A 12,371-nucleotide genomic window follows, 5' to 3' on the forward strand; every position below is an offset into this window, starting at 1 on the left:
CACCGATGAAAGTCACATGAAGAGACGCTGCTTTTCATTCCTGCAACGCTGGACCGCATGAGCCGTATCGATCTCGCCCTGGTCGAGGCTTTCGTGCTGATCGCCCGCAGCGGCAGCCTGACGAAGGCGGAGAGCCTCTCCGGCGTCTCCAAGGCCACCCTGAGCCGGCAGCTCACGCGGCTGGAGGAGCTGCTGGGCGCGCAGCTGCTGCTGCGCAGCCCGCGCCGCATCTCGCTCACCGAGGCCGGGCACGCCTTTCTCGCACGCGGCGAAGGGCTGCTCGACGAGGTGAAGGGCCGGCTCGAGGAGGCCAGCACCGAGATCCATGCGCTGACGACGGGCGTGTCGGGCAGCCTCTCGCTGCTGTCGGACACGCAGTTCAGCACCTCCTTCGTCTGCCACGTGGTCAAGCTGTTCCTGGAGGCACATCCGGACGTGCGCTGCCAGCTCGACGTGGCCAACGGCTTCCACGCGCCGCGCATCGCCGACGTCGATTGCTACGTGTGCTCCGAGCCGCCCGATGCGCCGAACCTCGTGGCGCGGTTGCTGGGGCGGCTGAACTACGGGCTGTACGCGAGTCCGCAGTACCTCGCGCGGCACGGCATGCCGTCGTCGCCCGACGAACTGGAGGCGCACCAGTCCATCGTGATGAAGGAATCGGCCGGGCGCTCGCAGGTGCTGCTGGTATCGGGCACTGCCAGCTTCGCCTTCAGGCCAGAGCCGGCCTTCGAAACCAACGACCACTGGGTGATGAAGACCTTCTGCATCGACGGCCTGGGCATCGCGCTGCTGCCGGCCTTCTTCGTGCGGCCCGAGCTGGAGCAGGGCGTGCTCGCGCCGGTGCTGCCGCAGTGGCAGCCGGAGCCGCGGCGCATCTACTGCGCCTACCAGCGGCAGCGCTACATGGGGCAGAAGCTGCGCTCCTTCGTCGAACTGATGGCGCGCTGCGTGGTCGACATCGATTCGTACAACTACTACGTCGGCTCGACCGCCGCGCGCGGGCGCAGGACGGCCGCGAGAACATAATCGGCGTCCGTTTGCCAGATTCCGTCAACCATCATGAAGAAGATCCTCGTCCTCAACGGCCCCAACCTCAACCTGCTCGGCACGCGCGAGCCCGAACAGTACGGACGCGACACGCTGGCCGACGTCGAGCGCCTGTGCAAGGAAACGGGTGCGAAGCACGGCGTGGAGATCGAATGCCGCCAGTCGAACCACGAAGGCGTGCTGATCGACTGGATCCAGGAGGCCGGCCGCGAGGTTGCGGCAGGCAACATGATCGGCGTGGTGATGAACCCCGGCGCCTACACCCACACCTCGATCGCGCTGCACGACGCCATCAAGGGCGCGAGCGTGCCGCTGATCGAACTGCACATCTCGAACGTGCATGCGCGCGAGGAATTCCGCCACCACTCGTACATCTCGCCCGCAGCCAAGGGCATCATCGTGGGGCTCGGCGTGAAGGGCTACACCCTCGCTATTGCGGCGTTGGTCTCCTGAGCGGGAATTTTTCGTGGAACACCGCGGAACCGGCTTTGCCGGGCCGCAGGTGTTGCTGCCCCCTGCAAGGGGGAAGGCGCGCGCGACACGAAGTGCGCGAAGCCTGGGGGTTGGCCTAATACAGCTGCTTCGGCGCCGAGGCCTTCCAGCTGCGGCTGATGCGGCCCTGGCTGTCGATGCTCTCCAGATGCACGTCGAAGCCCCAGAGCCGCGCGACGTGCTTGAGCACTTCTTCGGCCGTGTCGTGCAGCGGCAGGTTGTTGCGCTGCGTGTGCCGAAGCGTCAGCGAGCGGTCGCCGCGCATGGCCACGTTCCATACCTGGATGTCCGGCTCGCGGCTGCCCATGTCGTACTGGCGTGACAGCGACTCGCGCAGCGCGTGGTAGCCGCTGTCGTCGTGGATGGCCGACACCTCCAGCTCCGATTCGCTCTGGAAGTCGCGGATCGCGAAGAGACGGAAGTCGCGCATCGTCTTCGGGCTCAGGAACTGGCCGATGAAGCTCTCGTCCTTGAAGTTGCGCATCGCATAGTCGAGCGTGCGCAGCCAGTCGGTGCCTGCGAAATCGGGGAACCAGCGGCGGTCTTCCTCCGTCGGCTTCTCGCAGATGCGGCGCAGGTCGGTGTACATCGCGAAGCCCAGCGCATAGGGGTTGATGCCGCTGTAGGCGCGGTGGCCCACCGGCGGCTGGAAGATCACGCCCGTGTGCGAACTCAGCCATTCCATCATGAAGCCGTCGGCGAGCTGGCCGCGGTCGTACATGGTGTTGAGCAGCGTGTAGTGCCAGAAGGTGGCCCAGCCCTCGTTCATGACCTGGGTCTGGCGCTGCGGGTAGAAGTACTGTGCGATCTTGCGCACGATGCGCACCACCTCGCGCTGCCACGGCTCCAGCAGCGCGGCGTTCTTCTCGATGAAGTAGAGCAGGTTCTCCTGTGGCTCCGCCGGGAAGCGCCTGGCGGCATCGGCCTCGGCCGCCTGCTCGCTCCTGCGCGGCAGCGTGCGCCAGAGGTCGTTCACCTGCTGCTGCATGTGGCGCTCGCGCTCGGCGCGCTGGGCGGCCTCCTGCGCCAGCGAACGCTTCTGCGGACGGCGATAGCGGTCGACGCCGTAGTTCATCAGCGCATGGCAGGAATCGAGCAACTCCTCGACTGCATCGAGGCCGTGGCGCTCCTCGCACTCGGCGATGTAGTGCCGCGCGTAGACAAGGTAGTCGATGATGGACGAGGCGTCCGTCCACATCCGGAACAGGTAGTTGCCCTTGAAGAAGCTGTTGTGTCCGTAGGCCGCGTGGGCGATCACCAGGGCCTGCATGGCCATGGTGTTCTCCTCCATCAGGTAGGCGATGCACGGATCGGAGTTGATGACGATCTCGTAGGCCAGGCCCATGTGCCCGCGGCGGTAGTTCTTCTCGGTGGCGATGAACTGCTTCCCGTACGACCAGTGGCGGTAGATCATGGGCATGCCCACGCTGGCGTAGGCATCCATCATCTGCTCGGCGGTGATGATCTCGAGCTGGTTCGCGTACACGTCCAGGCCGTAGCTCCGGGCGGTCTTCGCGATCTCGGAGTGGTAGGTCTCGATCAGCTCGAAGGTCCAGTCCGAAGGGCTGGGCAGGCGCTCCAGCCGCGGCAGGCTGGTGGCGGGGGGAGGAGCGGAGATGGTGTTGTTCATGACGTCACACCTTCCTTCTTGAACAGGTCGCGGAAGACCGGGTAGATGTCCTGCGCCTCGGACACCTTGCGCATGGCGAAGTTGGGCTCCACGCCCTCGAGCTGCTGGTATTCCTGCCACAGGTTCTGTTCGGTCTCGGCCACCTGCACGTAGGCGTAGTAGCGCACCGCCGGCAGGATGTTCTCGACCAGCAGCTCGCGGCAGCGGCCGCTGTCCTGGTGCCAGTTGTCGCCGTCGCTGGCCTGCGCGCCGTAGACGTTCCATTCGCCGCTGGGGTAGCGCGCCTTGATGATCTCGTCCATCAGCACGAGCGCACTCGATACGACCGTGCCGCCGGTCTCGGTGGCATGGAAGAACTCCTCCTCGCTCACCTCCTGCGCCTGCGTGTGGTGGCGCAGGAAGACCAGGTCGATCTTCTCGTAGTGCCGCGTGAGGAACATGTACAGCAGCATGAAGAAGCGCTTGGCCATGTCCTTGCGCGCCTCGTCCATCGAGCCCGACACGTCCATCAGGCAGAACATCACGGCCTTGGCGCTGGGCACGGGCGTCTTCACGCGGTTGCGGTAGCGCAGGTCGATGGGATCGATGTAGGGCACGTGCCGCATGGAGCGCCGCACTTCGGCGATGCGCTCTTCGGTCTCGCGGATCTCCTTCTGGATGAAGGGCTGGTCGGCCTGAGGATGCCGCTGCAGGCTATCGAGGTGGGCCTCCAGGCGCTTGAGTTCCTTGCGCGGCTCTCCGCCCAGCGCGATGCGGCGGGCGAGGGCGCCGCGCATCGAGCGCACCACGTGCAGGTTGTTGGGGGAGCCGTCGCTGGTGAAGCCGGCGCGGTGGCTCTTCCATTCCGGCACGTCGGCGATCTGCGTGCGGATGAGGTGCGGCAGCGCGAGGTCGTCGAAGAAGACGCGCATGAACTCCTCGCGCGTGAGGCGGAAGACGAAGTCGTCCTCGCCTTCTCCGCTGTCGCTGGCCTCTCCGCTGCCGGAGCCGCTTCCACCGCCGCCTTCGGGCCGCTTGATGCGGTCGCCCTTGAGGTACTCCTGGTTGCCGGGATGCACGTACTCGCGGTCACCACCGCGAGCGTGGCCGAACACGGGCTCGGACACGTCGTGGCGCGGCAGCGTCACATCTTCGCCCTGCTCCAGCTCGCGAATGTTGCGGCCGCTGACGGCGCGCCTCACCGCCTCCTGGATCTGCCCCTTGTAGCGCCTGAGGAAGCGCTCACGGTTGCCGATGGACTTGTTCTTGCCCGACAGGCGGCGGTCGATGATCTGCTGCAGGATGGCCACGATGTGTCTGCTCCCTTGGTGACGGATCAGGCCGCGTCCCTTCGTGAAACGCCGCGGAACCGGCCTTGCCGGGCCGCTGGCGTTGCCCCCTGCAAGGGGGTGGAAAAGCGACACGAAGTGCGCGGAGCCTGGGGGTGTGCCATATCACGAGCTCTTGCGCACACGCAGATACCACTCGCAGAGCAGGCGCACCTGCTTCGACGTATAGCCCTTCTCGACCATGCGGGTCACGAAGTCCTCGTGCTTCTTCTGCTCGTCGGCGCTGCTCTTGGTGTTGAAGCTGATCACCGGCAGCAGCTCCTCGGTGTTGGAGAACATCTTCTTCTCGATCACCGAGCGCAGCTTCTCGTAGCTGGTCCACGCCGGGTTGCGTCCCGCGTTTCCGGCCCGAGCGCGCAGCACGAAGTTGACGATCTCGTTGCGGAAGTCCTTCGGGTTGCCGATGCCGGCGGGCCGCTCGATCTTCTCGAGTTCGGCGTTGAGCGAGGCGCGGTCGAAGACTTCGCCGGTGTCCACGTCGCGGAACTCCTGATCCTGGATCCAGTAGTCGGCGTAGGTGACGTAGCGGTCGAAGATGTTCTGGCCGTACTCGCTGTAGCTCTCTAGGTAGGCGGTCTGGATCTCCTTGCCGATGAACTCGGCGTACCGCGGCGCCAGCAGCTCCTTGATGTAGCTGATGTACTTCTGCTCGACTTCCGGCTGGAACTGCTCGCGCTCGATCTGCTGCTCGAGCACGTACATCAGGTGCACCGGGTTGGCGGCGACCTCGGAGCTGTCGAAGTTGAAGACCTTGGAGATGATCTTGAAGGCGAAGCGCGTCGAAACGCCGCTCATGCCCTCGTCGACGCCCGCGTAGTCGCGGTACTCCTGGATCGACTTGGCCTTCGGGTCGGTGTCCTTGAGGTTCTCGCCGTCGTAGACCTGCATCTTGCTGAAGGTGCTGGAGTTCTCGGGCTCCTTCAGGCGCGTGAGCACCGAGAGCTGGGCCATCATGCGCAGCGTTCCCGGGGCGCAGGGGGCGTGGGCCAGCGAGGAATTGCGCACCAGCTTCTCGTAGATCTTGATCTCCTCCGAGACGCGCAGGCAGTAGGGCACCTTCACGATGTAGATCCGGTCGAGGAAAGCCTCGTTGTTCTTGTTGTTGCGGAAGGCCTTCCACTCGCTCTCGTTGCTGTGGGCGAGCACGATGCCGTCGAAGGGGATGGCGCCGAAGCCCTCCGTGCCCTTGAAGTTGCCTTCCTGCGTGGCGGTCAGCAGGGGGTGCAGCACCTTGATCGGCGCCTTGAACATTTCCACGAACTCCAGCAGGCCCTGGTTGGCCAGGCACAGGCCGCCGGAGTAGGAGTAGGCGTCGGGGTCGTCCTGGGCGTAGGTTTCGAGCTTGCGGATGTCGACCTTGCCGACCAGCGAGGAGATGTCCTGGTTGTTCTCGTCGCCCGGTTCGGTCTTGGCGACCGCGATCTGCCGCAGTACCGACGGATAGCGCTTGACGACCTTGAACTGGCGGATGTCGCCGCCGTACTCCTCAAGCCGCTTGACGGCCCAGGGAGAAAGAATTCGATTCAGGTAGCGGCTCGGGATGCCGTATTCCTTTTCAAGGATCTCGCCGTCCTCGACCGCATCGAAGAGGCCCAGCGGCGATTCGTTGACCGGCGAACCCTGGATGGCGTAGAAGGGAACGTGCTCCATGAGCTGCTTCAGGCGTTCCGCGATCGAACTCTTGCCGCCGCCCACCGGGCCCAGCAGGTAAAGGATCTGCTTCTTTTCCTCCAGCCCCTGGGCTGCGTGGCGGAAATAGGACACCACCTGCTCTATGGCATCTTCCATGCCATAGAACTCCTTGAATGCCGGATAGATCTTGATGACCTTGTTCGCGAAGATCCGCGACAGGCGGGGGTCGTTGCGGGTGTCGACCAGCTGGGGCTCGCCGATGGCCTTGAGCATGCGCTCGGAGGCAGTGGCATAGGCCATGGGATCCCGCTTGCAGATGTCCAGGTAATCCTGCAGCGAGATGACTTCCTCGCGGGTTCGCTCGTAGCGGGCGGCAAAGTTGCTGATCACATCCATGGTCACGCCTCCTTCAGGTCGTTGGGCTTTTGGCCCGATAGCGTGCAGCAAAGGCTTGCGCAACATTTAAAGGTGTGCCTGCCCATGGCTGCATGCCGTGGAAAACTCCCCTACAACAATCTGCTAACAATCAGCATAAAGCAAAGATTGAACCCGGCAAATCATTTGTTAATTCAGAACCACGCTGCCAAGTAAAGTTCCACCAAAATCAAGGAACAAATTTCCAGATTTCAGGTAAATTCAAAGGCTCGCTTTCTTCATTCTCTCCGGGTGAAAACACCTATGCCGAATGGCCGTCGTCCGTTTTTGCCTTTTCTCCGGGAAAAAATCGCCTATTGAGCGGCGAGGCTCAAAAAACAGGCGTTCCTGTTGCAATAACGCGCGATCTGCCGTTCGGTTTATTGCTCAACCCAAAAAAATATAAAAGCAAACCCTGAGCCACCTTCGGATAGGTGGCTCGCGTGAGTCGGTGTCGGTATCGCGCCCGGGGCGGGGTCGGCGTGTTCCTCCTGGTGCAGATGCACCGCATCGGTGCAACCAGGGGTGCAGTGGCCGTGCACCAGTTCAAGGTGGCCGGTCTGCTCCAGAGATAGGTGGGGATAGCGGGGAGGCTGCTCTCCAGCCCCGTGTTCAGCGAAGCGGCCCCGGTTCGCTGTTCAACCTCAAGTGGACAGGGGCCAGCCTTTCAGCAGGGCTTGAGCATGCCGAGGCCGGCCATTGCGGCCGGCCCGAAGCACGGCGCCGGTCTCCTGCGCAGCGGCAGGCCCGGCGTGTGCAGGACGATCAGCTGAAGAATTCCTTCGCCTTGTCGAACCAGCCCTTGTCGGTGGGGCTGTGCTTCTCGCCGCCCTTCTTGAGCGACTCGTCGAGGTCCTTCAGCAGCTTGCGCTGGTACTCGGTGAGCTTCACCGGCGTCTCGACGCGCACATGGCAGTACAGATCACCCGGGTAGCTCGAGTTCACGCCCTTGATGCCCTTGCCGCGCAGGCGGAACTGCTTGCCGCTTTGCGTGCCCTCGGGAATGTCGATGGCCGCCGCACCCTTGAGCGTGGGCACATTGATCTCGCCGCCGAGCGCGGCAGTGGTCACGCTCACCGGCACCACGCAGTGCAGGTTGTCGCCGTCGCGCTCGAAGATGTCGTGCTTCTTCAGGCGGATCTCTATGTACAGGTCGCCCGGTGGGCCGCCGTTCACGCCAGGCTCGCCGCTGCCGGTCACGCGCATGCGCTGGCCGTCGTCGATGCCCGCGCGGATCTTCACTTCGAGCGTCTTGTTGCGCTTGATCTTGCCCTGGCCGTGGCATGCGGTGCAGGGCTCGGGAATGATCTTGCCGCTGCCGTGGCAGGTGGGGCAGGTCTGCTGCACGCTGAAGAAGCCCTGGCGCATCTGCACCGCGCCCGCGCCGTGGCAGGTGGTGCATGTGATGGGCTTGGTGCCGGGCTTCGCGCCCGAGCCGTGGCAGGTCTCGCACTCGTCCCAGGTCGGGATGCGGATCTCGGTGGTCTTGCCCTCGGCCGCTTCCTCGAGGGTGATCTCCATCGCGTAGCTCAGGTCGCTGCCGCGGAAGACCTGCCGGCCGCCGCCGCGGCGGCCGCCGCCTCCGAACACGTCGCCGAAGATGTCGCCGAAGGCTTCCGCGAAGCCGCCGAAGCCTTCGGCGCCCGGGCCGCGCATGTTCGGGTCGACGCCGGCGTGGCCGTACTGGTCGTAGGCCGCGCGCTTCTGGCCGTCGGAAAGCATTTCATAGGCTTCCTTGACCTCCTTGAACTTGGCCTCGGCCTCCTTCGCGGTGTCGCCGTGGTTGCGGTCCGGGTGGTGCTTCATCGCGAGCTTGCGATAAGCCTTCTTGATTTCTTCCTCGCTGGCGTTCTTGGGGACGCCCAGGGTTTCGTAATAGTCGCGTTTGGTGGCCATGGCAGGTCGATCGGGAGATCAGGAGAAGCGGCGGGAGCTCGGGTGACTGAAGCGAGAAAGGCTGGAGCACCCTCTCAGGTGTTCCAGCCTTGGTCGGCGGGCTGGAGATCAGCCCTTCTTGACTTCCTTCACTTCGGCGTCGACCACGTTGTCGTCAGCCTGTGCGTGCGATGCAGCTTCCGCGCCAGCCGCGCCGGCTGCTGCCGAGGCGCCGGCCGCGGCCTGCGATTCGGCGTACATCTTCTCGCCGAGCTTCTGGCTCGCGGTCATCAGGGCGTTGGTCTTTTCCTCGATCGCGGCCTTGTCGTCGCCCTTGAGGGCTTCTTCCAGGTTCTTGATCGCGGTCTCGATCGCGTCCTTCTCCGGGGCCTCGAGGCTTGCGCCGTGTTCGCCCAGCGACTTCTTCACGCTGTGGACCATGGCTTCGCCCTGGTTGCGCGCCTGCACGATCTCGAGCTTCTTCTTGTCGTCGGCGGCGTTGAGCTCGGCGTCCTTCACCATCTTCTGGATCTCGTCTTCCGACAGGCCCGAGCTCGCCTTGATGGTGATCTTGTTCTCCTTGCCGGTGCCCTTGTCCTTCGCGCCGACGTGCAGGATGCCGTTGGCGTCGATGTCGAAGCTCACCTCGATCTGCGGCGTGCCGCGCGCTGCCGGCGGAATGCCTTCGAGATTGAATTCGCCCAGCAGCTTGTTGCCCGCGGCGATGTCGCGTTCACCCTGGAACACCTTGATGGTCACGGCCGGCTGGTTGTCCTCGGCGGTCGAGAAGGTCTGTGCGAACTTGGTCGGGATCGTGGTGTTCTTGGCGATCATCTTGGTCATGACGCCGCCCATGGTCTCGATGCCCAGCGACAGCGGGGTCACGTCCAGCAGCAGGACGTCCTTGCGGTCGCCCGAGAGCACCTGGCCCTGGATGGCGGCGCCGACGGCCACGGCCTCGTCGGGGTTCACGTCCTTGCGCGGATCCTTGCCGAAGAATTCCTTCACCTTCTCCTGCACCTTGGGCATGCGGGTCATGCCGCCGACCAAGATCACGTCGTTGATGTCGCCCACGCTGATGCCGGCGTCCTTGATGGCCAGGCGGCAGGGAGCGATGGTGCGCTCGATCAGCTCGTCGACCAGGCTTTCCAGCTTGGCGCGGGTCAGCTTGATGTTCAGGTGCTTCGGACCCGATGCATCGGCCGTGATGTAGGGCAGGTTGATGTCGGTCTGCGCGCTGTTCGACAGCTCGATCTTGGCCTTCTCGGCGGCTTCCTTCAGGCGCTGCAGGGCCAGCACGTCCTTGCTCAGGTCGACGCCCTGTTCCTTCTTGAACTCGCCGATGATGTAGTCGATGATGCGCTGGTCGAAGTCTTCGCCGCCCAGGAAGGTGTCGCCGTTGGTCGACAGCACTTCGAACTGCTTCTCGCCGTCCACGTCGGCAATTTCGATGATCGACACGTCGAAGGTACCGCCGCCGAGGTCATACACGGCGATCTTGCGGTCGGCCTTGTCCTGCTTGTCCAGGCCGAAGGCCAGGGCAGCGGCGGTGGGCTCGTTGATGATGCGCTTGACGTCGAGGCCCGCGATGCGGCCGGCATCCTTGGTGGCCTGGCGCTGGGCGTCGTTGAAGTAGGCGGGCACCGTGATCACGGCTTCGCTGACGGTTTCGCCGAGGTAGTCTTCGGCGGTCTTCTTCATCTTGCGCAGGATGTCGGCGCTGACCTGCTGCGGGGCGATCTTCTTGCCGCGCACTTCCACCCACGCGTCGCCGTTGTCGGCCTTGGCGATGGTGTAGGGCATCAGGTCGATGTCCTTCTGGACTTCCTTTTCCTCGAACTTGCGGCCGATCAGGCGCTTGATCGCGTACAGCGTGTTCTTGGGGTTGGTCACGGCCTGGCGCTTGGCCGAGGCACCGACCAGCACTTCACCGTCTTCCTGGTACGCGACGATCGACGGCGTGGTGCGCGCACCTTCCGAGTTCTCGATCACACGCGTGGTGTTGCCTTCCATGATCGACACGCACGAGTTGGTGGTGCCGAGGTCGATGCCGATGATCTTTGCCATGTTCTTACTCCTGAAAGCCTGAAAGTTATGTTGTTATGAACGTGTGGATAACCCGTTGCGATTCAAGGGACGAAACGGGGATTTCCTGTGGGAATCTTGTGTACTGCAGAGCGTCCGGCGTCACTTGGGCGCGCTGACGGTGACCAGAGCGGGGCGCAGCACGCGGTCGTTGATGGTGTAGCCCTTCTGCAGCACGCTCACCACCGTGTTGGGTTCCTGGTCGGCGGGCACCATCGAGATGGCCTGGTGCTGGTGCGGATCGAACTTGGTGCCGGGGGCGGGCGCCACCTCGATCACCTTGTTGCGTTCGAGCGCGCTCTTGAGCTGGCGCAGCGTGGCCTCGGCGCCTTCGCGGATCTGCTCTGGCGTGGCGTCCTTGACGGCCAGGCCGGCTTCCAGGCTGTCGGTCACGGGCAGCAGGCTTTCGGCGAAGGCCTCGACGGCGAACTTGCGGGCCTTGCTGACTTCTTCGTCGGCGCGGCGGCGGGCGTTCTGCACGTCTGCCTGGGCGCGCAGGTACTGATCGGCCAGTTCGGCATTCTTGGCCTGCAGCGCGGCGAGTTCGGCCTGCGCGGCGGCCAGGGCGTCGAGCGCCTCGGCCTCGTTGGCGGCATGCGCCGCCTCCAGTTCTTCGGGACTTGGCTCGCCTTGCAGCATTTGAGAGTTCTGTGCGGATTGTTGCGGGTCAGACATTTTTCAAAGAACCGGCAGGCGCCGGAAAACAAACGATAGCCAGCCACTTGGGGCTGGCCAGAGGCTTTTCAAGCGAAAAAATGGGGTCGAAACGGCCTTCGGGACACAAAAAAGGCCCGAAACCGGGCCTTGTCGCCGCGTCGGCAGAGGGCTCAGTGGGCGTCGAGCAGTTCGACGTCGAACTTCAGTGTGGCGTTCGGGGGGATCACGCCGCCCGCGCCGCGCGCGCCGTAACCCAGCGACGCGGGAATGATCAGCGTGCGCTTGCCGCCGATCTTCATGCCGGCAACGCCTTCGTCCCAGCCCTTGATGACCTGGCCGGCGCCCAGCGAGAACGCGAAGGGGTCGTTGCGGTCGCGGCTGGAGTCGAACTTGGCGCCCTGCACGCCATCGTTGTAGAGCCAGCCGGTGTAGTGCACGTGCACGTGATGGCCGGCCTTGGCTTCGGCGCCGGTGCCGACTTCGGTGTCTTCGTATTGCAGGCCGGAGGGGGTGGTGGGCATGGGGAGCGTTCCTTGCGTCGAATGTGAGATCCGTGGATCGAAGGAGCGGAGTTTACCGATGCCCGGCAGGCGGCTCCGGGGCGCGGTCAGCCGTGGCTGGTGTCGTCGCCGGACGGTGCGGGCGTGGAAGCGGGCGATGCGAGGGGGTCCGCGGAGGGATCCGAAACCGGGGGAGCCGGGGCCGAGACCGGCGCGGCGGGAGCGGTCGGGGCCGCGGCGGCGGGCACGGCAGGCGCAGTCGCCGCAGCCTTCTTCTGCTGGCCGAGCTGCCATTTGCCGGCGAAGGCCTGCAGGTCGGACAGGCGCTTGAGCAGGTCCTGCCCGCTGAGCGTGAGGCTGTAGCCGTCGCTGCCGTGGCCGACGAGACCGGCCTCGCGCAGTTCCTTGATGCGGGTGTTGAGCGTGTTGGGAGTGATGCCGCCGACGCTGTCCTGCAGCAGGCGGAAGGTCTGCGCGTGGCCGTCGCGCAGGGCCCAGAGCACACGCAGTGCGTAGCGGGCTTCGAGCAGGGCGAGCAGCTGGCTGATGGCTGCGTTTTCCTTGGTACTCATCGACATCATCTCCTCGAAGCTGGGCGGGCCGTCGACCTGGCGGGGGCAGGGCGATGCCTCGCGTTCTTGTGGTTGGTTATGAACCGTCTCGTTGGCCGGCGACTATATCGCAATCGATGAGAATGCTACTAGTTTTGTA

Annotated in this window: 11 protein-coding genes; 3 read left to right on the forward strand and 8 right to left on the reverse strand. The window is 64.5% G+C overall.

Translation table 11 applies throughout. The features are described from left to right. Positions 1-57: 57 nt before the first annotated feature. Positions 58-1,026 carry a LysR family transcriptional regulator gene (locus ACTJLF_RS18455; protein ID WP_354422162.1) on the forward strand — a complete coding sequence of 323 codons (969 nt, stop codon included), beginning with the start codon at positions 58-60 and terminating at the stop codon, positions 1,024-1,026. A gap of 33 nt (positions 1,027-1,059) precedes the next feature. Next, on the forward strand, positions 1,060-1,500 hold the full coding sequence (gene aroQ / locus ACTJLF_RS18460) for a type II 3-dehydroquinate dehydratase (protein ID WP_019655809.1): 441 nt from the start codon (positions 1,060-1,062) through the stop codon (positions 1,498-1,500). Positions 1,501-1,615: 115 nt separating this feature from the next. On the opposite strand, the gene ACTJLF_RS18465 is transcribed toward aroQ, so the two are convergent. From ACTJLF_RS18465 to ACTJLF_RS18475, 3 genes are all read right to left on the reverse strand, one after another. After that, complete coding sequence (locus ACTJLF_RS18465; protein ID WP_019655810.1) at positions 1,616-3,169, reverse strand: SpoVR family protein; 1,554 nt, start codon at positions 3,167-3,169, stop codon at positions 1,616-1,618. Further along, positions 3,166-4,458, reverse strand: a complete 1,293-nt coding sequence (locus tag ACTJLF_RS18470; protein WP_354410119.1) for a YeaH/YhbH family protein — start codon at positions 4,456-4,458, stop codon at positions 3,166-3,168. The genes ACTJLF_RS18465 and ACTJLF_RS18470 overlap by 4 nt, the downstream gene beginning before the upstream one ends. 144 nt (positions 4,459-4,602) lie before the next feature. Then, positions 4,603-6,525 carry a PrkA family serine protein kinase gene (locus ACTJLF_RS18475; protein WP_020723179.1) on the reverse strand — a complete coding sequence of 641 codons (1,923 nt, stop codon included), beginning with the start codon at positions 6,523-6,525 and terminating at the stop codon, positions 4,603-4,605. Positions 6,526-6,599: 74 nt separating this feature from the next. Here ACTJLF_RS18475 and ACTJLF_RS18480 point away from each other — a divergent pair, with 74 nt between their 5' ends. Beyond that, a complete protein-coding gene (locus ACTJLF_RS18480) occupies positions 6,600-6,962 on the forward strand; it encodes a hypothetical protein (RefSeq protein WP_440883666.1) in 363 nt (120 codons plus the stop codon). A gap of 346 nt (positions 6,963-7,308) precedes the next feature. On the opposite strand, the gene dnaJ is transcribed toward ACTJLF_RS18480, so the two are convergent. The 5 genes from dnaJ to ACTJLF_RS18505 all read right to left on the reverse strand — a co-directional run bounded on the left by dnaJ (position 7,309) and on the right by ACTJLF_RS18505 (position 12,232). Then, positions 7,309-8,439, reverse strand: a complete 1,131-nt coding sequence (dnaJ, locus tag ACTJLF_RS18485; protein WP_019655813.1) for a molecular chaperone DnaJ — start codon at positions 8,437-8,439, stop codon at positions 7,309-7,311. A 108-nt stretch (positions 8,440-8,547) separates the two neighbouring features. Continuing rightward, positions 8,548-10,485 carry a molecular chaperone DnaK gene (gene dnaK / locus ACTJLF_RS18490; protein WP_440883667.1) on the reverse strand — a complete coding sequence of 646 codons (1,938 nt, stop codon included), beginning with the start codon at positions 10,483-10,485 and terminating at the stop codon, positions 8,548-8,550. A gap of 120 nt (positions 10,486-10,605) precedes the next feature. After that, positions 10,606-11,178, reverse strand: coding sequence for a nucleotide exchange factor GrpE (gene grpE, locus ACTJLF_RS18495; protein ID WP_440883668.1), 573 nt, complete (start codon positions 11,176-11,178; stop codon positions 10,606-10,608). Positions 11,179-11,330: 152 nt separating this feature from the next. Beyond that, positions 11,331-11,681: an FKBP-type peptidyl-prolyl cis-trans isomerase gene (locus tag ACTJLF_RS18500; RefSeq protein ID WP_019655816.1), complete on the reverse strand. Its 351-nt coding sequence runs from the start codon at positions 11,679-11,681 to the stop codon at positions 11,331-11,333. 86 nt (positions 11,682-11,767) lie between these two features. Further along, a complete protein-coding gene (locus ACTJLF_RS18505; RefSeq protein WP_440883669.1) occupies positions 11,768-12,232 on the reverse strand; it encodes a winged helix-turn-helix transcriptional regulator in 465 nt (154 codons plus the stop codon). Between the last annotated feature and the right edge of the window lie 139 nt (positions 12,233-12,371).

It is taken from the genome of Variovorax sp. 22077 (assembly GCF_052044195.1).
Taxonomy (GTDB): Bacteria; Pseudomonadota; Gammaproteobacteria; order Burkholderiales; family Burkholderiaceae_C; genus Variovorax; species Variovorax atrisoli.